The organism is Bacillus massiliglaciei (assembly GCF_900098925.1).
Taxonomy (GTDB): Bacteria; Bacillota; Bacilli; order Bacillales; family DSM-1321; genus Peribacillus; species Peribacillus massiliglaciei.
Genome location: NZ_LT622359.1, coordinates 523,483 through 544,748, shown reverse-complemented (window position 1 = coordinate 544,748; position 21,266 = coordinate 523,483). Strand labels below are relative to the sequence as shown.

21 protein-coding genes and 2 pseudogenes are annotated in these 21,266 nt (G+C 41.9%); 3 read left to right on the top strand and 20 right to left on the bottom strand.

The genetic code is table 11. The features are described 5' to 3' along the window. Positions 1–88: 88 nt before the first annotated feature. From hpf to tcuA, 10 genes are all read right to left on the bottom strand, one after another. Positions 89–643 carry a ribosome hibernation-promoting factor, HPF/YfiA family gene (gene hpf / locus BQ4305_RS14660; RefSeq protein WP_110928464.1) on the bottom strand — a complete coding sequence of 185 codons (555 nt, stop codon included), beginning with the start codon at positions 641–643 and terminating at the stop codon, positions 89–91. Positions 644–1,243: 600 nt separating this feature from the next. Next, the gene (locus BQ4305_RS14650) at positions 1,244–1,615 is read right to left on the bottom strand and encodes a DUF8042 domain-containing protein (RefSeq protein ID WP_110928462.1); all 372 of its coding nucleotides are present in this window, start codon (positions 1,613–1,615) and stop codon (positions 1,244–1,246) included. Positions 1,616–1,623: 8 nt separating this feature from the next. Continuing rightward, entirely contained in the window at positions 1,624–1,962 is a 339-nt protein-coding gene (locus BQ4305_RS14645; protein ID WP_110928461.1) for a flagellar protein FliT, read from the bottom strand. Position 1,963: 1 nt separating this feature from the next. Then, entirely contained in the window at positions 1,964–2,365 is a 402-nt protein-coding gene (fliS, locus tag BQ4305_RS14640; RefSeq protein ID WP_110928460.1) for a flagellar export chaperone FliS, read from the bottom strand. Positions 2,366–2,389: 24 nt separating this feature from the next. Continuing rightward, positions 2,390–3,865 carry a flagellar hook-associated protein 2 gene (locus tag BQ4305_RS14635; RefSeq protein ID WP_110928459.1) on the bottom strand — a complete coding sequence of 492 codons (1,476 nt, stop codon included), beginning with the start codon at positions 3,863–3,865 and terminating at the stop codon, positions 2,390–2,392. Positions 3,866–3,877: 12 nt separating this feature from the next. Then, entirely contained in the window at positions 3,878–4,231 is a 354-nt protein-coding gene (gene flaG, locus BQ4305_RS14630; RefSeq protein ID WP_110928458.1) for a flagellar protein FlaG, read from the bottom strand. A 102-nt stretch (positions 4,232–4,333) separates the two neighbouring features. Further along, positions 4,334–4,771 carry a YaaR family protein gene (locus tag BQ4305_RS14625; RefSeq protein WP_110928457.1) on the bottom strand — a complete coding sequence of 146 codons (438 nt, stop codon included), beginning with the start codon at positions 4,769–4,771 and terminating at the stop codon, positions 4,334–4,336. A 38-nt stretch (positions 4,772–4,809) separates the two neighbouring features. After that, positions 4,810–5,106 (bottom strand): EscU/YscU/HrcU family type III secretion system export apparatus switch protein, encoded by a 297-nt coding sequence (locus BQ4305_RS14620; protein ID WP_110928456.1) that lies wholly within the window; start codon positions 5,104–5,106, stop codon positions 4,810–4,812. Then, the gene (locus tag BQ4305_RS14615) at positions 5,103–7,595 is read right to left on the bottom strand and encodes a hypothetical protein (RefSeq protein ID WP_110928455.1); all 2,493 of its coding nucleotides are present in this window, start codon (positions 7,593–7,595) and stop codon (positions 5,103–5,105) included. The genes BQ4305_RS14620 and BQ4305_RS14615 overlap by 4 nt, the downstream gene beginning before the upstream one ends. A 185-nt stretch (positions 7,596–7,780) precedes the next feature. After that, positions 7,781–9,292, bottom strand: coding sequence for an FAD-dependent tricarballylate dehydrogenase TcuA (gene tcuA / locus BQ4305_RS14610; protein WP_110928454.1), 1,512 nt, complete (start codon positions 9,290–9,292; stop codon positions 7,781–7,783). Positions 9,293–9,465: 173 nt separating this feature from the next. Between tcuA and BQ4305_RS14605 the strand changes: the two genes are divergently transcribed. Continuing rightward, positions 9,466–10,350 carry a LysR family transcriptional regulator gene (locus BQ4305_RS14605; RefSeq protein ID WP_110928453.1) on the top strand — a complete coding sequence of 295 codons (885 nt, stop codon included), beginning with the start codon at positions 9,466–9,468 and terminating at the stop codon, positions 10,348–10,350. Positions 10,351–10,364: 14 nt separating this feature from the next. Here BQ4305_RS14605 and BQ4305_RS14600 read toward each other — a convergent pair whose 3' ends face one another. The 4 genes from BQ4305_RS14600 to BQ4305_RS14585 are packed head-to-tail and all read right to left on the bottom strand — an operon-like array spanning position 10,365 to position 14,342. Further along, positions 10,365–11,441, bottom strand: a complete 1,077-nt coding sequence (locus BQ4305_RS14600) for an isocitrate/isopropylmalate dehydrogenase family protein (RefSeq protein WP_110928452.1) — start codon at positions 11,439–11,441, stop codon at positions 10,365–10,367. A 17-nt stretch (positions 11,442–11,458) separates the two neighbouring features. Next, positions 11,459–12,742, bottom strand: a complete 1,284-nt coding sequence (locus tag BQ4305_RS14595) for a TRAP transporter large permease (RefSeq protein ID WP_110928451.1) — start codon at positions 12,740–12,742, stop codon at positions 11,459–11,461. After that, positions 12,720–13,259 carry a TRAP transporter small permease gene (locus BQ4305_RS14590; protein WP_110928450.1) on the bottom strand — a complete coding sequence of 180 codons (540 nt, stop codon included), beginning with the start codon at positions 13,257–13,259 and terminating at the stop codon, positions 12,720–12,722. Before BQ4305_RS14590 ends, BQ4305_RS14595 begins: the two co-directional genes overlap by 23 nt. A 36-nt stretch (positions 13,260–13,295) precedes the next feature. Next, positions 13,296–14,342 (bottom strand): DctP family TRAP transporter solute-binding subunit, encoded by a 1,047-nt coding sequence (locus BQ4305_RS14585; protein ID WP_110928449.1) that lies wholly within the window; start codon positions 14,340–14,342, stop codon positions 13,296–13,298. Positions 14,343–14,655: 313 nt separating this feature from the next. Here BQ4305_RS14585 and BQ4305_RS14580 point away from each other — a divergent pair, with 313 nt between their 5' ends. Continuing rightward, positions 14,656–15,864 (top strand): 2-methylaconitate cis-trans isomerase PrpF family protein, encoded by a 1,209-nt coding sequence (locus BQ4305_RS14580; RefSeq protein ID WP_110928448.1) that lies wholly within the window; start codon positions 14,656–14,658, stop codon positions 15,862–15,864. Between the two features lie 251 nt (positions 15,865–16,115). Here the strand turns inward: BQ4305_RS14580 and BQ4305_RS14575 are convergent, their stop codons facing one another. The 6 genes and pseudogenes from BQ4305_RS14575 to BQ4305_RS14550 all read right to left on the bottom strand — a co-directional run bounded on the left by BQ4305_RS14575 (position 16,116) and on the right by BQ4305_RS14550 (position 20,093). Continuing rightward, positions 16,116–16,559 carry a site-specific integrase gene (locus BQ4305_RS14575; protein WP_234396974.1) on the bottom strand — a complete coding sequence of 148 codons (444 nt, stop codon included), beginning with the start codon at positions 16,557–16,559 and terminating at the stop codon, positions 16,116–16,118. A 428-nt stretch (positions 16,560–16,987) separates the two neighbouring features. Continuing rightward, positions 16,988–17,125: a hypothetical protein gene (locus BQ4305_RS21920; protein ID WP_234396973.1), complete on the bottom strand. Its 138-nt coding sequence runs from the start codon at positions 17,123–17,125 to the stop codon at positions 16,988–16,990. A gap of 14 nt (positions 17,126–17,139) precedes the next feature. Next, positions 17,140–17,596, bottom strand: a pseudogene (locus BQ4305_RS14565) (JAB domain-containing protein). Positions 17,597–17,812: 216 nt separating this feature from the next. Then, positions 17,813–18,451, bottom strand: a complete 639-nt coding sequence (locus BQ4305_RS14560) for a hypothetical protein (protein ID WP_110928447.1) — start codon at positions 18,449–18,451, stop codon at positions 17,813–17,815. A gap of 69 nt (positions 18,452–18,520) precedes the next feature. After that, a pseudogene (locus BQ4305_RS14555) lies at positions 18,521–18,637 on the bottom strand (flagellin); the annotation flags it as partial. Between the two features lie 343 nt (positions 18,638–18,980). Further along, entirely contained in the window at positions 18,981–20,093 is a 1,113-nt protein-coding gene (locus BQ4305_RS14550) for a flagellin N-terminal helical domain-containing protein (protein WP_234396972.1), read from the bottom strand. 250 nt (positions 20,094–20,343) lie between these two features. Between BQ4305_RS14550 and BQ4305_RS14545 the strand changes: the two genes are divergently transcribed. After that, positions 20,344–21,147 carry a S1 family peptidase gene (locus BQ4305_RS14545; protein ID WP_110928446.1) on the top strand — a complete coding sequence of 268 codons (804 nt, stop codon included), beginning with the start codon at positions 20,344–20,346 and terminating at the stop codon, positions 21,145–21,147. Positions 21,148–21,266: the final 119 nt, after the last annotated feature.

Here is a 21,266-nt window from a genome sequence, read left to right as displayed (position 1 = left end):
AATTTACTACATCTTGCTCGAGATTTGTACTTTTTTCACTAAAAAGGAAAAAACACAGCCCGGTTTTTAATCAGGCTGTGCAAGGTTCTTAATTCGGTTCGATCAGTCCGTATCGGCCATCCTTGCGGCGGTATACGACATTCGTTGAATTCGTTTCTGCATTGGTATAAACGAAGAAGTTATGGCCCAGCAAGTTCATCTGCAGAATCGCTTCTTCACTGTCCATCGGCTTCAGATCGAAACGCTTGTTGCGGACAACTTCCAGGTCGCTTTCTTCTTCCTCGATTTCCGGCTCAGCCGTTTCGGCAGCAGCGGCTGCAAAGAGTTCAGGCGGTGTATTGCTTCCTCTAAGCTTCCGGTTAATCTTTGTTTTATGTTTACGGATCTGCCGTTCCAATTTATCGTTAATTAAATCAATGGCTGCATACATATCAGGGTGTTCCTCTTCGGCGCGGAGTACAAGATTTTTCATAGGAATCGTCACTTCAACCTTAGCTGCTTCCTTATCCACCCTTAGGTTCACCTGGACGGTTGCATCCGGTGTGTTAGCAAAATATCGTTCTAGCTTTCCAATCTTCTTTTCTACGTATTCTCGAATTGCTGGAGTTACCTCAATGTTTTCACCGCGTACGTTGTAATCCATAAAGTGAGTCCTCCTTTAATAATTGCTTAACACATGCTTTACAATTAGTAGATTCTACAATACCCTTCCTTTTCCCTCCATTAAACCGGAGAAAAATATGTCGAATTTGCAAACGGCCTGTCGGAAGTTTAGAAAGAGAAGATCCTTTCTTGCCCTCAGTATAACAGATGAACAGATAGATTGATAACGAGAAGCAGTTGATATCCGCTGGCGAGTGCTCACTTTGTGCGGGCGGGCGCCAAGCCTCCGCGGCTGGATCTTTTCCGGCTCGCTGATCCCGCTGGAGTCTCGCACCCATCGTTCCAATCTTCTATCGTTTTTTGTCATAAATGGTCAATAACACCTTAAATGAATTTACTGTTCTCCTTCGCTTTAAATGACTTAGTTTTCCATGTCATCAGTGAATTACAATGTTCCTTTAACACTGTGATTGTAGAGGGGACTTTCTTTTCATGCTGCTTGCTTCCCGTGGGAGCATAAAGTTTTTGTAAAACATTTGTCCGGCAATTTTTATCGGTTTCTAACAAAAAAGAGGCAAAGAAAAGTAACTTTTCTCCACCTCTTTATTATGCTGTGTACATCTATCTTATTCAGAAATTGCTACGATATGATGATCGGACGGATGTGATCCTTGGCTGCTTCCGCCCATTCCGTAAAGACAGACAATAATCTGTCCCTTACGGCCAATCTTCTTGCTTCTGCATTTCCAAAATACCAGCCCAGCCTTTCTACTTCGTCCAGTACCGGAGAAAAAGGGGGCAGCTGCAGTACATCTTCCATTTCCTCCAAACGACGTTCGGCCTGCTCCAATCCCCCAAATGCCTGAAGGATTTTTCTCAATAGAACTTCTTCCTCTTCTAATGACAGCTGGTTAAAATGCTCAGCAATATATTGAAAGGTTTCTTCGAGTGTCAAAATAAGCTCATAAATGTCGTAAAAAAGCAGAAAATGGTTTTCTGTCAGAGCTTGCATACGTTCTCCTAATTTCGCCGGTCATAAAAAGCGCCGTCCACTGAAAGATCCCTGTACGGATTCGCATATTTATTCGACATATTTTTCTTTTTGTTCAGTCCGTTTATGTCACGCTGGATGGCCTTCTTTTCAAGCAACAGCAGGCGGTCAACCTCCTGATTCAGCTCGATTAACCGGCTTCCCGTCTGTTTCTCTTCAGCACTGAAGGGAGGCTGTATGCCGGATAACAGTTTCTCCCGCTGGTCAATCAGTTGGGTGATGCGGGTGATTCTGTCCTCGCGCTCTACTTGTTTGTCTTTTAATACGTGCAGCAATTCGACCGTCTTTCGATAAAAGTCCTGAAGCATCTTATATCTGTCCGCTGTCAGAAAATTGCTTTTTGCGGTTGATCTGGATTACTTCTTTCCAGGCGTCCCGGAATTCAGTAATCAACCCTTCCACTTCTTCAAGTGCTCTGATATCGCCTTTTACATTGGCGTCAATCAATCGACGGTTCATGTAATCATATAAACTCATCATATTTTTCGATACGTCAACCTTCATATTGAGGGTAACCATTAACTCTTGAACAATGTTTTGTGCTTTGATGATATTTGTATTCCTCGCTTCTATGTCTCCTGCTTCAATGGCTTTTTTACCGAAAGTAATGAATTTCAGGCAGCCATTATAAAGCATGAGCGTCAGTTCGCCGGGAGAAGCTGTAGTCACAGAATTCTTTTGATACGATTGATATGGATTATTGAGAGCCATCTTTAAAAACTTCCTTCCTGTTTGTTAACTGCTGAAATAGGATGATAAGGATGTACTTTGGCTGTTCGCTTTCTGAATTGCCTGTTCCATCGCCGTAAATTGGCTGTAATAACGAGTTTCAAGCTTAGCCAGCCTGTCTTCAAAGGCCGATATACTTGTATCCAGACCGTTCAGCTGTTTTCCGATGGTAAAGGTATTATTTACAGATGAGGCCTTCCCTGCTTTTTCCGTAATGGCCTTCATCGCACCGTCCAGGTCACTCCGCAGCCGCCGGGCAAGTCCCATTTCACCTTTTTCTGTACCGTTTGCCATAAACAACTGGTAAACCGCATTCGGATCCTCCGATATAGCAGCACGCAGTTTATCTTCATCAATGGTCAGCTTTCCGCCTTCCAAATAATTGCTTGTCGTAGTAATGCCGATTTTACTTAACGCATTCGTGCCGGATATGCCGCTGACTGAAGTATAAAGAGAAGAACGCATCGTTGTCAGGAGGTTTGACAGTGTGGAGTCATTTTTTAATGTTCCGCTCTTCGCTTTTTCTTCCCACAGCTTTATCTCATCTTCTGACATCTCTTTCTTCTGCTCGGCTGTCAGCGGAGCAAAATCACGGTATTTCGTTTCACTGGTTTTGTCTTTAATTTTGGCAATCAGTTCATTGTATTTGCTGACAAATTGCGTGACCGTATCCAAAATCGCATCCACATCTGCCGTTGAAGAAAATGTCACTGGTCCGTCAGTTTTGGCTTTTAAAGTGAATTCTGCGCCATTCAAATTAATTACATTGGAGCTGCGGCTGATTTCCAGGCCATTATAGACAACCGTCGCATTCACTCCAGCTGTCCCATTTGCCGTTTGGTTATCCGCATCCATCTTTAATGTATTGGCAAAGAAATCACCGGTCAGCTTGATCTCTGCTCCATCTGCAATATCGCCGGTATTTTTGGCGGTAAAGGAGAGTTGACCGGACTGCTGATCATAAAACGCTGTTACATCGGTGTTCGAATTGATTTTCGTGATGAGGCTGTTCAGTGTATCATCTGCCGTAATCGTAATTTTCTTGTTTTCACCGAGCACGCCATTTTTATCGATTGCCTGTATGGAAATCTCCTGTGCTGCCGCTCCGTCCGCAAGCAGCTTTACGGCAGGATCGATGCTGAGCTTTTCACTGTTTTTCATCATGGCTGATACAGCCAGGTTCTTTACTTCCATCGTTCCGGAGAAATCAGAAGTGGAATTAATATTTTTTATCGAAAGAGCATTTGGATCAGAAACTGACACGGTTTTCTTAATAAAAGAAGCCTGTTTGCCAATTCCGTCCCGAATTAATGTGTCCAATTCCAGTAAAGAGGAATTGATGGCCCGATAGTCATCACGCTGCCACTCTGTATAGGTTTTCTTTTGATTTAATTTATCAAGCGGAACCCGTTCCGCTTGCATCATGCTTTTTACAATTTCATCTATATCCATTCCGCTTGCCAATCCGCTGACACGTACCATTTTTTCACCTGCTTATCTTTTTTCATCCACCATGATCCCGACAAATTCGGTCATGGCTGCATAAAAGTCCAGTAATTTCTTCGGGGGAATTTCCCGGATCGTTTCTTCTGTATTCTTATCTACAACCTTCACGTAATACTCATGCAGCTTTTCGTGATATTCAAAGCGTACAGATGTTTCAGTAGGCTCCAGAAATAGATTCATGCTGTCGATGATTCCTTTCACCTCAGCGGCTGTCGGCTGTTCGCCGCTTTCTTCAGTATTTTGAAGAGCTTCGATTTCTCTTTGATAATACGAATGAACTCCTTCTGAGATAGCTGATCTAAGCTGTGAGGAAAGGATATTCGTCGATAATTTCTCCAGCATGCCTTTTCCCTCCAGATAAGGTTTGTTATTTCTTATATCGGAATCAGACAGCGAACATTTAGGAAAAAAGGCAAAGAAAAAGCCCTCTCCGGCTTGGATGGGCTACGTATATAAATTTATGATGATTCCTTTTATCTCGCCAACCAGACTCAAGATGCTCTGTCCGTCCTTTTCCTGTCCCAGCACCTGATTCGTCAGTTCCACCACTTTCCTATCCGCTTCCTTCACAAGCTTATACATCTTGGTCGATCCGCGCTGATTAAAACCGCGCTGTTCCTGAAGCTCCAGCCCGTTCTGAAGGGCATCATCCATAAAATCCTTCAGCATCTTCTTATATTTTCTTAGGTTTTCAACCGTCTGGTTGTCCGCCAGCTTCTCCCCCTGAGTTTCCAATGCCGCAAACTTTTTGCTTAACCGTTCATACGTCACATTATTTCGTGTGGTGTTCATTACGGACTGAAAATGCACAGAGCTTTTAGCCGTTTCCTCCGTATTACTCATTTTTGGCAATGAAGACGTTGTTACACGCTGTATTTCCAAATTGCATCACCTTTACCTTTTGTTTATGTCCAGCTATTTTAATATTTTTTCTCGATTTCTTCCAGTAAAATCAATATTTCCGCGATGGCTGCATAGAGCTGGGGAGGAATTGATTCTCCCAGGTCTATATTTAAAAGGGTTCCTAATAAGGATGCATCCGACTGGACTTCTATTCCGTTCCGCCGGGCTTCTTCCAGCATTTTTACGGCCAATTGTCCTGAACTTTGGGCTACGACCGTCGGAGAAGCATCCGGGGTCTCATATTTTACAAGGGCAGCAGAAGCTCCATTTAGCTGCCTCGCTTTTTTCGGGTTAAAATAGGATATATTTCTCATATCGTGAAATCAAACCCTTTCTCCGACTTTTGAACAGCCGGTATATGGCGGGAAATAGGCTGTTTTGGCGGCTGAAGATCACTGCTTTGGGAAGAGCTTGGCTTTGTTCCTAATGACTGTAACTGATAGCCAATTTCCTTAAAACGTTCCTTGGTCACTTCCGTCATTTCCTCAACCGCTTTCTCAAGCTTGTCCTTGTCATTTTGAAACGTTAGACTGACATTCCGATTAGCGGCGGTAAGGACTACGCCCACTTCTCCCAGTTTCTTCGTTTCCAAAGAGAACACCAAACTGCAGTTCTCCCAATCTACCTTTTCCCCATTCTTGCGGGACTGAATATAAATCTTCACATTCTCCACTTGCTTATCGAGTAAAAGCGGGAGCTGGAAGAATAAGTTTTGCTGACCGGAGGTGTCTTGCTTATTAAGCAGCTGCTGCCCTGTAATCTGGTTCAGCACCTGTTCAGCCTTTTGGTGCAGCTGAGGTTTAGTTTCCTCATCCCCCATCAGCCGCATTAATGCCGATTTCAAGTTTTCCTGCTGGGGGTTCCTTTGTCCCTGATCCTGACTGCCGGCTTGCTTCATCATGGATGAAACAGCATCCGTTTCATGCGTCAGTCCAAGACTGCGGACCAGTTCAAATGTTTGCCGGGCAGAAGGATTATTTTCAGCAAACGGCTTTGATACTTGCTGCATGAAAGCCGATACCTGCTGGGCCGGTGATGCCCCTTCGAACGCCTTCACAGACACATAATGCTGTACCTTTGCCACAGAAGGCTTGAAAATCAGCGACTCGATTTGAGTCTTCACTTCTTTGACGATTTGATGAGCCTGGTTCACTTCCCCCTTGGCTAAAAGGCTCTTTGCTTCTGCCAGCCGTGAGGAGGCCTGCAGCATGTTCTTCTCTGTTTTCATATCAGCATATAGAAGAAAATCACTTTGCATAATCGCTTTATCCAGCTTATGAATGGTAGAATCGATGATTTGCTTTACATTCGCCTGCGGAATTTTAGGACTTTCTAATAAGTGGAGCGTATTATCCAAATTCCGGGTGACTTCCTGTTTCACTTTCTTAAAATCAATCGCCATTTGGGACAGCTTCTCACTGATCTCTGTCACGAGGATATTTTTAGAATCCAGCGGCAAAGCTTGAACGGTCTCATTAATTAAATATCGTTCCGCTTCGGTCAGCTGTTCTTTCATAGGAACTGCTTTTGTCGCTATCTCGTTTTCCAGGCTCTCATTTTCCGGTATAAGCGGAGATGGCTCTGGATCATCTGCCAGAATGGGCTTCTGACCAGGGACTTGAGCATCCATCATTTTCACTGGATCTTTTGGAGCCCATAAATCGGGAGCGGGTTCTGACTTGGTATTTCTTTCCGGCAGCTTACTCAAGGAATCGACTTCCTTTTCATTGAATATATATCGATTCGCTTCCATTAACGGTTCCTTCACAGAGAATGCTTTAGTAGCTTCCGGGGCGTTTTCCGGTATAAGCGGAGATGACTCTGGATCATCTGCCAGAATGGGCTTCTGACTAGGGGCTGCGGCATCCATCATTTTCACTGGATCTTTTGGAGCCCGTAAATTAGGAACCGATTCTGACACATCCCTTCTTACTGGCAGCTTAATCGCGGAGTCGGCTTCCTTCCCATTGAATATATATCGATTCACTTCCGTTAGCGGTTCCTTAACAAGGAATCTTTTAGTAGCTTCCGGAGTGTTTTCCGGGTCATCATCTCCAGCTAAAAGCGGAGAGGGTTCTGGATCATCTGCCAGAACAGACTTCTGGCTATCCATCATTTTCACTGGATCTTTCGGAGCCTGTGGATGGTCAGCGAAAATAGGTTTCTGACTAGGAACAGCGGAATCTGCCATTTTCACGGAGTCTTTTAGCACCGGCAAATCGGGAGCTGGCTTGGATTCTTTGCTGCTTTCAGACAGCTTGATGATAGATTCAATTTCCTCCATCAAGACAGGAAGAGGATTGCCGTTCATCGCTTCTGTTACAGCTTTTACGGCTGCCAGCGTAAACGGAATCCCCTTTTCCGCCATCAGCTTGATAGTTTTCATTTTTTCCTCGATTGTTCCGCTGTCTTCTGATAAGTAGGCTTTAATGGCCGTAACATTTTCCTTCGTCACTTCCATTCCGCGGCTTTTGAATTCCCGGACCGCCTCACTTGTTTGATGATCCAGGACATTTGCCGGCACATTGCGTTGACTGGCACTATCCGGCACTTTTTGTTCCGCGACCCGTACAATCAGTTGGCCGTCTTCAGACGTGCCGCTTATGGCCACAGAAAGGCGGTCATCCTTTGGAACACCGCCCTCGAATTTCACCTTCACAAGACTGCCATTTATGGAAACAACAGCTTCCGTGTCACTGACCCTTTCCTTTACCGTCAGCTGAACCATATCCCCTGCTTTTGGCGCCTCTGCCTTAGCACCTGCCTGATTCATCATTTGATTCATCATTTGAAGAATTTGCATGAATACACGCTCCGATCACTTTCTCTTATTCTACATATCGGACAATCGGCCAAGTTTTGCACCATTTTAACAAAACAGAGACGTTCGGCCTATATGGAATACTTTTTAAATAGAATGAACACAATTTCCAGCAAAAAAAATAGCCCTCCGCAGCAGCAGGGGCTATTTTTGTTTTATGGACAACTTTATTGCACTGGATCCTTCTGTTTCTTTAGAGAATGGTCAGCTGCAGACTCCCCAGCCACTTTCCCGAAGACAGCGCCTGACATAAGGCCAGACCCGCCGGGATAATTTCCAAAGAAGATTCCGCCAACCATTTCTCCCGCTGCATATAGCCCCGCAATCGGTGTTCCCTCTTGGCTCAGTACTTCTCCTTCCGTATTTACACGCAGTCCGCCAAAAGTGAAAGTAATGCCGCAAGTCACCGGATAGGCATAAAAAGGGCCCATTTCCATACGCAAAGCCCAGTTTGTTTTTGGCGGCGTAATGCCGACCGTCCCTTTCTGGTCTTTCACTGTCGGATTGTATTCCCCTTCCTGCACTGCTTCATTGTACTCTTGGATCGTTTTCAGAAATTGCACCTTGTTGACTCCCATTTTATCAGCCAACTCTTCCAGGGTATTGCCTTCCAAAACGGTGGCTTCCTCCAATGTATACTCCTTGCGAAGCATCGGATATACTTGGGCGTCAAATAATTGGAAGGCAATATGGCCTGGCTGTTTCAATACTTCACGGCCATATTTCGCATACGTATAATTTCGGAAGTCTGCTCCCTCATCAACAAAGCGGTTTCCATCCTTATTGATCAAAAGTCCGAGCGGGAAGGATGATTTTTTGTATATATCACCAGGCTTATTAAAATCACCCACTTTCGGGGCATGTAAATCCGTTCCTATTGAATGGCAGCTCGACCAGTCTCCGTATCGCTGGGCACCAATCTCTAAAGCCATGGCCAGGCCATCTCCTGTATTATATTCTGTACCCCGTACGATCGCTTTTTCCCATTCATCCCCGATATATTGCGTGCGCATGTCCTTATTGGCTTCAAACCCGCCGCAGGCCAATATAATGCTTTCTGTATTGACCGTTATCGTTCTTTCGCCCTTCTCGATGATCACGCCTGTAATCTGCCCCTGATCCGTCATTAACTTTACGGCCTGAGAACTATACCAGACGTCTATCCCCAGTTCAATGGCCCGTTCATTTAATCGCTTGACAAGCCCTACCCCTTTATTATGTGTTTTTACCGGCAGTCCGCCCCAAAAATGGAACTTCCCCTCTTTCTCAAACGATTGATTTTCATAATTCAGTTCGAATTCAACCCCATGGCTTTGCATCCATGCAATCGTTTCATAAGAATTTGCCGTTAAATGATTAGCTAGTACTGGGTCACTTTTACCTTCTGTCACTCTCATCAAATCATTATAGTAATCTGTTTCGTCATATACAGGAATATGTAATTTTTCTGCTTCTTCATCCGAAATATTTGGGATAATCTTTCGAATCGCATCAGCTCCCCGGTAGGCAAAGCGGATGGCGCCATCTGTGAAAAACGAATTTCCCCCGCGCTTATGTATAGGCGCCTTCTCCAAAACTAGCACACTGGCTCCTTTTTCCTTTGCTGAAATCGCTGCACAGATCGCTGCATTCCCTGCTCCTACGACTACCACATCATAATTTTTCGTTTTATTTTCCATCCCTTATTCCTCCTCCAATTTGTATTTATACTTTTATTTTATGGAGTCATGACCGATAAATAAAATATCAAAATTCTATTTATCTAAATAAAAATAATTTATAGATTATTCAAATATTTATTCTCTTAGTGATAAAATAGGTGAAAAGAAGCCAATCAGAGAGAGGGATTTGTATGGATGAAAAGGATTGGAAGATTCTCCAAACCATTCATAAAGAACGGAATATTACAAAGGCGTCTGAGCGTTTATACATCTCCCAGCCCGCATTAACATATCGTATTAAACAGCTGGAAGAAACTTTGAATGTGAAGATCCTTATAAGAGGAAAAAAAGGGGTCGATTTTACCGCAGAAGGTGAATACCTTGTTCAATATGCCAATGCTATGCTTGCTAATCTGGTAAAAATGAAGGAACATCTCGAAAATATGGATAACAAGATTAAGGGTACATTAAGGCTCGGCGTATCCAGCATTTTTGCCCGTTATGAGCTGCCTATGATTCTAAGCGATTTCTTAAAAATCCATCCGGATATTGATATTGTCCTGAAAACAGGCTGGAGCATTGAAATGAATCAAATGATGCATAAAGAAGAAGCCCATGTAGGGATTGTAAGAGGTAATTACAATTGGCAGGGAAAACGATATTTGCTTGATGAAGAGAAAATCTATGTTGTCTCCAAACATGAGATTGAGTTAACGGAATTACCTAAATTACCCAGAATCTTTTATGAAACAGACCATTCTCTGATGACTTTAATTGATAGCTGGTGGGAAGAAAAGTTTGATGCCCCGCCTCATTATACGATGGAAGTTGATCGGATTGATACATGCAGGGAAATGGTCATTAACGGTCTAGGATTTGCTATTTTGCCAGGCATTTGTATAAAAGGCTTTAATCATCTGCACAAGATTGAAATTTCATCCATCTATAATAACGATGTTTCCAGAAAGACATGGCTGATTTATCGGGAGAACGCATTAGAATTATCGACGGTTAAAGCGTTTGTGGACTTTATACAGAAAAGGTATGCAAAAAAAGGCTATTCAAATAATGAATAACCTTTTCGCCTATTTTATACAAACTGAACGACACGTGAGATAATTTCGTCACATACTTCCTCTGTAGAAGCATTTCCTCCCAAGTCAGGCGTCTTAATCTCACTCTCTTCTAATGTATTCCAGACAGCTGTGGACAATAATGAAGCTGCATGGAGAATGTCCCCATCTTGATACTTATTGCCTAACCAGTTCATCAGCATTTGAATGGATAGAAGGAGCGCAATCGGATTAGCAATGCCCTGCCCTGCAATCGAAGGCGCTGAACCATGGGCTGCCTGGGCTGCCGCAAACTGATCTCCTTGATTTAAGCTTGGGGCAAGCCCTAAACCGCCGACTAACCCCGCTGCTTCGTCAGAGAGAATATCGCCGAACATGTTTGTCGTGACGATCACATCATATTTCTGCGGGTGAAGGATTAAATACATGGCAAACGCATCAATATGATAGTCGTCTATGGAAATATCTTTATACTGAGATTGAACCTTATAACACTCTTCCAAAAACAGCCCGCAGCCTTTTTTCAATACATTCGCTTTATGGACAGCTGACACAAGCCGTTTATCATTTCGTTCCTGTGCCAGCCGAAACGCCGCTTCAGCCACTTTTTTACTGGCCTTTCTGGTAACCAGCCGCATCGAGAGAACAGTATCCGGATCGGGCATAAATTCACTGGAGCCGTCCGCCATATTCCGGTCTGCGTACATCCCTTCTGTATTCTCCCTGACGATGACCAGATCTACGTCCTTAAATTTCCCTTCAGCTTTGGGGATAGAGCGAATCGGACGGATATTGGCAAAGAGATGAAAGTTCTTCCTGATTTTCGCGCTGGGATTGGCCATATTCTCCCCTTCATATTGATGAGTAGAAACTGGACCCAAAATCAGGCCATCGCACTCCTGTAAACGCTGGTTAGTGACATCCGGGTAGGTCGCTCCATACTTTTCAAAGGCCTTTAACCCGGCATCCAGGGGCATCGTTTCGAAAAACTCAACCCCCATCAGTTTCTCCAGTTCCCTGACTACTCTCAATGAGCCGTTTACGATTTCCGGCCCTATTCCGTCTCCTTCAATCACACCAATCTTATAAACCATGATTCGCCTCCACTAAATTAGAATGACATTTTGCCAGGCAGCCATAAAGTAATGCTTGGAAATAAAATAATCAGGATAAGACATGCAAGCATTAAGAAGATAAACACAACACTGCCTTTAAACACTTCACTTAATTTTTCTTTAGCTATTCCTCCTATGACAAATAAATTGAGTCCGACTGGAGGCGTAATTTGCGCGATTTCCATATTAATAATCATCGCAATGGCGAAATGGAAAGGATCAATTCCGACTGAAAGCATGATAGGAAGCAGCAATGGCAGCGTAATCAGCATGATGGAAGAGGACTCCAAGAACATCCCTAATATCAAGAATAAGATTGCTGTAGCAATGAAAAATGTTGCTTTACTTAGGAACTCACTTGATAGCATGCTGCTGGCGATTACCTGCGGAATTTGTTCCTGGGTCATATACAGCGAGAATACAGTGGCCGCTGCAATAATCAACATAATCATAGCGCTGATGCCAATGGTGTCTTTTAAAATTTGATGCCAATTACTAAGAGACGTTTCCCGATAAATGCACAAGGAGACAATTAAAGAATAGGCACAGGCAATAATCGCCGCTTCTGATGGAGTTGTAGCACCGCTATATATACAGCCCAAAATCAAGATGGGTAAAAAAGCTCCCCAAGAGGCTTTGCCTAATGATGACCATCTTTCCTTCCAGCCGGCTTTCTCAAGCTTTCCGTATCCCTTCCTCCGGGCGTAAATCACCGCATACAGAATCAGCATCAGTGTCATGAATACCCCTGGTATAACACCTGCAATAAATAGTTTACCGATGGAGATCTCGGTCACTACCCCATATACAATGAGCGGGATGCTCGGCGGGATGAGGATACCCAGTGTTCCTGCAGCTGCCACCAATCCCATGGCATATCGCTTATTATATCCTGCCGATACCATCGCCGGGATCATAATCGACCCTACGGCTGCAGCCGTTGCCGGACTTGAACCGCTGATAGCTGCGAAGAACGTGCAGGCTAAGATTGTTACAACAGACAATCCTCCTGAAATATGGCCGATCCATGCTTTTAATGCATTAATTAAATATTTGGAAATACCGCCTTTCGCCATGATGGTTCCCGCAAGGACGAATCCTGGAATGGCAATGAGGGTAGTCGAATTAAGCGCTGTAAACATTTTGTGCGGAATCGTCCAAAGGGTGAAGGTTCCAGAAAGTGAAAACATAATAACAGAAGCAAATACCAGGGCAATCGCAATCGGAATTCTAAGAAGAACCAAGACGGCAAATGAGCTAAAAAGCGTTGCTATATTCATCTGATTCCTCCTCGTCTATCTTCATTTGAATCACTGCATCTGTCTTTTTCCTGCTTTTTCTAACGACAATAAAGTTCTCAACAAAGCGGACCAGGAAAAGGACGCCAGATATAGGAACAGCTAAATAGTACATCCACAAAGGAATCCCAGTATCCATAGAGGTTTGACCTGTTTCCAGCGTGTGAATCACAAGGGCGATACCGCTCCAGGCATAAAACCCGCAAAATACAATTCCAACGAGGTTCGCAAAATAATCTACTTTTCTCTGCAAGAACTGAGGGAGCACCGAATATAGAATATCAACGCTAATATGATGTTTATCTCTAAGGGCTACAGAAAGTCCGAACAGAATTCCCCATGTCACCATAACGGTTGAGACTTCCGTAATCCAAGTGGAGGGTGAATTGAAAATATAACGCATTATGACCTCATAAAAGATAAGAGCAAGCCCTGAGAGGAGAAAGAATCCTGACAGTAAATCTTCAAAGAGAGAATAGGTTTTTTTCCATTTTTTCATAGTGAACCTCCCATTTTTCTAGTAAAAAAGGAACCCTTACTCGTTTGCTTCTTCCGCCTTTTTTAATACATCTGAGTCGATCTCTTTGCTCCATTTATTGAATACAGGCTCTAATTCTTCAATAAACGTTTGGCGTTCCCCCTCTGTTAATTCATGGAGCTTGACCTTCCCGCTCTTTTTGATAGCTTCCAATGCATCTTTCTCATATTGCTCTTCGACTTCCCTGCCTGTTTTCGTAGATTCCTTAACCGCTTCATTCATTAGCTCTTTCGTTTTTTCGTTTAAGCTATTCCACCATTCCTGATTCGCAACCAGGACATATTCTGAACGGGCATGCCCCGTGATAGTCATATACTTCTGCACTTCCTGATATTTTTGAGACTCAATATTTACTAAACTATTTTCCTGGCCATCTACGGTGCCAAGCTGAAGCGCCTGATAGGTCTCATTGAAAGCAATCTTCGATGACGCTGCACCTAATTTTTCATATACTTCATTAATAATCGTCCCGCCATGTGTTCTAATCTTTAATCCTTTTAAGTCTGAAGGTTCAGTGACATCTTTTTTATTATTTGTAATATGTTTAAAGCCGTTTGGCCAGAAGTCGAGGCCGACCATCCCCATTTGATCAAGCTTGCTCAGTAATTTCTTTCCGCCTTCTCCATCTTCAAATTGATATAACGCCTCTGCGTCTTTAAACATAAACGGTAAATCAAACACCTCAAAAGATTTTTCAAAACCGCTTAATTTAGCTCCAGACGGGGCAATAATCTGAACGTTATTTGCTTGTAATGCTTCAATTTCATCGTTATCACCGTACAGCTGTCCCGAAGGAAAAACGTCTACTTGAATCACGCCGTCACTTTTCTCTTCTACTATTTCTTTGAATTTAAGAGCGGCCTGCCCTTTCGGAGTATTATCTGTTGCAACATGTGAAAGTTTAATCTCCATTTTTTGATACCCATTTGAAGCTGAGGAAGTACCAGCCGCAGTATCTTTGTTCGATGAACAGCCAGCCAAAGAAAGCGATAACGCCAGTAAAGCAGTTCCGGCAATTGAAAGATATGAAGATTTTTTATACATGTTTTTCCCCCTTTTAAGTAATTGCCAAAAAGAAAGCGTTTTCTTTTTTGAGGTCCCCTAATTCCCCTTGTTGGCAACATTGTATTGACTCTATTATATGAATATTTTTAATAATATTAAAAGTATTGTTTTTTTATCTGCTGTAATAAAAACTTTTTATTTCTAACCAAAACAATAAAGAGCCTCTGCCCCGCTTGATCATAAATTTTATTAATCGATATGAATAAAAAACATGTATTTTTTTTATGGAACTAATCTTATTACACTTACTCCAAAATCATCTATTCCTATTAATTAAAAGGGGTGTGTACTAATGAACAGTTATCTGCAGCGTTACAAACTTCCTGCTGTAATCATGCGGGGAGGGACGAGTAAAGGGTTAATCTTACGTACAATCGACCTGCCATCAGACCAAGCACTTCGGAATCAAGTTATTTTACGGATTTTCGGAAGCCCGGATCCGGGACAGATTGATGGACTGGGAGGCGGAACCTCTTTAACAAGTAAATTAGCGCTGGTCGGCCCTCCTACTCACCCTGATGCTCATATCGATTACACTTTCGGTCAAGTAAGTATCGATCAAAACATGATTGATTACCAAATAACCTGCGGCAACATGGCCACTGCTGTCGGACTCTATGCGGCTGAAGAAGGATATCTGCGCCTAACAGAACCGCAAACCTGTGTACGGATACATAATACGAATACGAACACCATTATCCATGTTGAAATCCCAGTCAGAAATGGCCATATCCAATATGAAGGCGACTTTGCGATTGACGGAGTTCCCGGCCATTCTCCTAAAATTATGCTCAACTTTTTGGATTCTGGGGGCTCCTATACAGGGAAGACATTGCCTACCTCAAACCCGATGGATACAGTCCGCCTGCCGGATGGCAGAAAATTCGAAGTAACAATTATTGATTCTGTAAATCCCGTCGTTTTTGTCCGGGCAGAAGAAGTCGGAGCCACCGGAACAGAATTGCCGGCCGAAATGAACCAGAATAGCCATCTATTAAATACGATGGAACAAATCCGGATTGAAGCGGGTCTACTATCCGGTCTTTTACAAACGAGGGATGGTATTACACCGACCAGCCATGCCCTCCCTAAAATTGCCATGGTGGCTGCTGCAAAGGAATACAGCACGATCACGAACAATTTAGTTAAACCCGAGATGATCGACATTGCGTCGCGCTACTTTTCCATGGGAACGCTACACAGAGCTTTCGCAGTCAGCGGTTCCATTGCACTGGCAACTGCAGCCCAGATTCCCGGAACCATTCCTCACCAACTTAACCGGTCAGCCGGAACAGGGATTAGGATCGGGCATCCGTCAGGAGTCATTTATGCGGAAGCAAACGTTGAAAAAAAAGCGAACAACTGGGAAGTATCAAGAGCGGCCATTGGCCGAACAGCAAGGAGGATTATGGATGGCTATGCTTACGTGCCCATTTCCTTATTAACGGGTGAGCTTGCTGAAGGAGCAGAAACGAGTAAAGATGAGGTACAGAATGTGTAAGGGCATTGGAACCACAAAATCCGCCAAAATCATCAAACTTTGGCGGATTGCATTTGAATTAGCTTGGGTTCATTCCTACAAAAATCTCTAGAAATTTTCTTGGAAAGCTTTTATTAACGAAGCAATTACAGAACGGTCTTCCTTCATATAGTCCTTTACTAATTGCAGCACATCTTGTCTAAGTCCGATTTTTCCGCCTTTTCCCATACTGCGAATTGGCTTGTCAGAAAATCAATATCTACAATTACAATTCACTTACCCTTACACCCGTATAGAGCAACAAATAGATGATCAGCTTGACGTGTGCTAACCTTGTTTCTGTTTTCAACATAGAAAAGCAAATGTTCCACCCGTTCATCCGATAGTGCATCCACATTGTCCTCACTTCCAGCGGCGATTTTAATTCTATCCCGCTTCAACTGAATGAATGACTCTCTTAGGTGTCCTTTGGTTCTTAGAAAATCATTGTAAACCTTTAAACTATTAGTTTTTTTGTTAATCGTTGAAACGGCATAGTCCTCTTTCATCAGGTACTCCTTATACCTAATAAAAGAGAAGCGGGAAAGGACTGGAATGTCCTTCAACTTCTCTTGTAAATAGGATTGGAACCCTTTGACATCGTTCACATAGGACTCGATTGTTTTGGCTGCTTTTCCCTCCGCAAATAACCATTGTTCAAACTCTACTATTTCCAAGATTGATTAACCTCCAATAAAGAGAAAAGGCTATTGATGTACGCATTCATACACCAATAGCCCTTTACGGTTTCTTTATATTCATTTTCCAGTTCCCTTCCTTAATCGCTCACGACAGTTATATAATAATGTCATCAGTTTATTCATACGCAAATCATTCCATTCCCTTGCCGCTCATCCTTTCTGTTAAACATGATTCAATTCCTTTTAGTTTTGTCGTGAGATTGCAGAAAGAAATGTCGTGAATCTCAATTGAAATTAACTTAGTTGATATACATCTCATAAGCAATTTGTTCTCCATTCCTTATCCATACTTCATAAAGCTTCTTTCTCGTTCCTTTTTCTAGGACATAACCAGCAATCCACTCGTACCCTTTATCATCTACATACGAAAGTGTTTCAATGAGCAATGGGTTGGGTAGCTTTTCTTAGTGTTTAGCAGGGATGAGCAAATCATCTATTTCTTCATGATAGAAATCATAGGCTTCGTAGCCTACATCTTCCCTTTTAACCTCAATGTTAAATATCTTTTTCATTGTTCCTACAAACCAATCTATATGCATCATCGTTTCTTCTCCTTTCAAATGTAGCCTTTTTCTTTTAGTGAAACATAGTCTCCGTCACCCAGCACGATATGGTCAAGAACGTCAATCCCAATGATTTTACCTGCTTCTACTAATCTTTTAGTCACCTCCACGTCCTCCCTACTTTGGACGCTACTGCCGCTGGGATGGTTATGACCAACAAGAATTGATGCAGCATTACTCAAAATGGCAGGCTTGAAGCACTCCCTTGGATGTACTATGCTTGCGTTTAGGCTTCCAATGTGACAGATGTTAATGGCTGTTGGCTGATTTTTTGTATCCAAACAAACAAACAACAACAAAGTATTCCCTATCCACGTCTCCTAAGAACTGCTTCAACAATTGATAACCATCTTCCGGGCTTCGTACACTTCGATTTTTGTAAAGGATGCTTGATTCCTTCACCAGCTTTAGGCTAACAATGTTCACACGTTTTGCAGATTGTTTTTTCATTTCCACTCGTCTTTCAAGTAGTTCCAATTGTATGATAGGTTTCATTGCGTATTGATTCATGGTTTTTCCTCCCCCAAAATAGAAATAGCCCTAATTTCCGAAGGAATTAGAGCTTTTAATAAACTTATACATGATAATAATATATTCTTGTTTTTCCAATTCACCACATAGGAATTTCTATATACCACTTGACATCTAGCACAAAAATTTAAGTTTTTACCGAAAGGAAAAACTACTAGGATTCTCGTCTATTTCCAATAAGAATTCTGCTATAGTTTCCAATTGCATTTCTTTAGATGACTCAATTGTAATTCTACTCAATGTTTTTCTAGCCATCTGAAAAACATGATTAACCAACTGATTAGTAGTTGCAATATCGATAATTTCTCTTTCTCTTTCTGGAATAGTCCTAGCAATATCGTATAACCTCACACCTAATCCTTTCAGAAGGGTGGTACTATTTTCAAAATAAAGTTCTTCAATAACACTTGAAATTGTGCTCAAACTAGCTGCCCTTTCACTTAAATGAAGTTCACTTTCTATTTTATAATCATTCTTTAAGCCATTAATGAGAAACCAGTGAGAGATTGCATTATTTATTTCCAATACTAGAAACTCACTTTCTCCCTCATATTCAGAGACAACCATTAATAAACCCTGTTTATTTAATAGAATATGCATCAATTCGTGAGCTTCAGCTTCAACCTTTTCTTTTCCAGTCAATTTTGTGGAAATTACTATACTTCCATCTGGATACACAGCTGCGGCTGCCCCATAATCTAACTCACTATATGTTATAGATGGCAAATCATCTTGTAGGGCAAGTAAGTTTCTTCTTAATTGTTCAATATTCATAAGCTTCACCTCGAATAAATGTAAAAAGAGACCCTAGTAAAACTAGAGTCCCAAATTTGATTAAAAGTATTAACGAAGAAGTTGTAAAACTCCCTGAGGCTGCTGGTTTGCTTGAGCAAGCATAGCTTGAGCAGCTTGGCTAAGAATAGAATTCTTAGTTTGGTTCATCATTTCTTTCGCCATCGTGCGAACATTTACTTTCATAAATGACCAGACTATATCTTCACCCTCTAGTAATCTAGTAGGGGTCGGGCACTTCGGATTCACAATGCTGATGATCCATTGTTTCACCTATGGATTTCATCATCTTGAGCTTAGCCTTTAGATGGTCTATCCTAGTCGTTGAACCTTCTCCACTCTTTCGAGACAGGAGCTTGGCTGCTGATTGCCCAATCTTTTCTTTTTTCAAACCATCACGCCTGTCGTTTCCAACTACGTTGTGGCAAGAAAAGCTCTAAGGGGTTTCCAGCAATTCACCCGATAATAATCTCTAGCCGTTACCAGCTAGGACGACTGTGCTTGTCACTGCTTAAGCAGCTAAAGCATAATCTACGTCACGGATACGAGATTCCGCAGCAGTTAGGTTTTCGGAAGATGTGTTTAGGTTGTTGATTGTGTGTTCTAGACGGTTTTGGTAAGCACCTAATTTAGAACGTTCTGCTGATACATTATCAATTGCACTCTGAATTGCAGTAACAGCGTTACCAGCATTTGCTGCTGTAGATACATCTAATGCCGCTTCATTTGCAACATTATCAGTACCATCTGTAACTGTATCTGCTGATGTAAAACCAGTATTTCCTGCTGTACCAGTAATTCCTAAAGCTGCCGCACGCATGTCTTCAAATTCAAGCGTCATGGTTTGATTTTCATTAGCACCAATTTGTGTTGTAAATTGAGATTTTGCACCAGTTGCTGGTGTACCCGCAACAGCAGCAGTTAAATCAACGGTAAAAGTTCCATCAGCCGTTGCAGTACCAGTAAGACCACTTACATCTACTGTAACACCATCAATAGTTGCTGATGTCCCTGTCATGTCAGAAAAGTTAGTACCATCAGTAGATGTTTGCCATTTACTATTGGTATCATCCCACTTAACAGTTAAGGTAGCATCTGCTGCTCCTGTAAATGTTCCATTAGCTGTTACGTTACCAGTAAGGCCTGTAACGCTTCCAGTCATATTCTGATTTGTTAATGTTGTGGCTGGTGTCCCCGGAACAGCTGGTGTGCCTCCTACTTGAGTACCTGATGAAGCATTTAATAATTTTTGAGTATTAAATTCAGTAGTATTACCAATACGGTTAATCTCAGAAGTTAATTGATTTATTTCCTTTTGGATTTCGCCGCGGTCATCAGTAGTATTAGTATCATTTCCAGCCTGTACAGCTAGTTCACGCATACGTTGAAGGATGTCGTGAGTTTCGTTTAATGCACCTTCTGCAGTTTGAATCATTGATATTGAGTCTTGAGCATTTTTTCCAGATTGGTCTAACCCACGAATCTGTCCACGCATTTTTTCAGAAATTGCTAAACCAGCAGCGTCATCTCCAGCTTTGTTGATACGAAGACCTGAAGATAATTTCTCCATTGATTTAGATTGTGCATTAGAAGCACTATTCAACTGACGAAAAGCAACCTCCAAAATCAAAAATCTTCCTAACCGAGAACCCTATGTGACCCAAGGAAATTGCAGAAAGTGAAGATGCACCATTAGGAAAACCAAATATAATGGAAAGAACTCGTTCCAAAACATTAGGAAATCATAAAAAAATGGAGGATTGAAAAACAGTCAATCAATAGGAAAGCATTAGTTTGTATACTCCCCCCTATTTCTTCCACCTTGGGATAGATAAAATAATGTATAATAAGCTTTAAAAAAGGGGTGGGAATTTATGTCTAAACAGGACAATGCTTTATCCAAAGAAATAGGGTTCTTTACAGACACAGGTCTGGAAATCCATGGTAGTCAGCCGATATTCCCCATATGCCAATGGATAAACCCAGCAAATTCTGAATTTAAATTTGTTGGTACAGCCTTTTTTATATCTCAAAATATTTTTTTAACAGCTAAACATGTTTTGTTAGAGCCTTCTAATGATAAAGTGCTAGATGGAGTATTTGCTTTCTCTTTTCACGAAAATAATACATATTTTCAGAGAAGTATTTCAAAAATTGTAGCTCTCAACAAAGGTGATATTGCATTAGGAATATTAAGACCATTCGTTCATAAGGAGACAAAGGCACAGCTTCAAAATAAAGTCCTAACTCTTGATGTTAGCGATTGTGAGGTTCAGCATCCCGTAGCAACCTATGCATATCCTCTCTCGAAAATAATTTCATCGACTGAAAAAACAATTGCTGATTTTCAATGTAATTTTGAAAAGGGGATAATTACCGAGGTTTTACTTAATGGACGTGATAGAGTTATGCTTCCAGGACCTTGTTATCAAACCAATATGAATATTAGAGGTGGGGCAAGTGGCGGACCAGTATTCAATCAACATGGTAAAGTAATTGGTGTCAATAGTACTGGTTGGGAAGGTTTTGATGACACGATTTCTTATGTGAGTAGAATTCATGAAGCTCTGAATCTTACTCTAGACGATGTTAACATCCCGAATCAGAAAAAAAATCAGTTCAGTATAAGAGAACTAGCTGAACTAGGATTTGTAAGTATTAGTAATGATAACCAATAATACTTGTTATTAAAATTGCAAATTCAAAAAAGAGACTGTTGGTAACAGTGTGAAAACAACAAAAAAATGGAAGAAGAAAAACAGCAGGTCATCGGAAACCAATAGAACTGTTCATCATT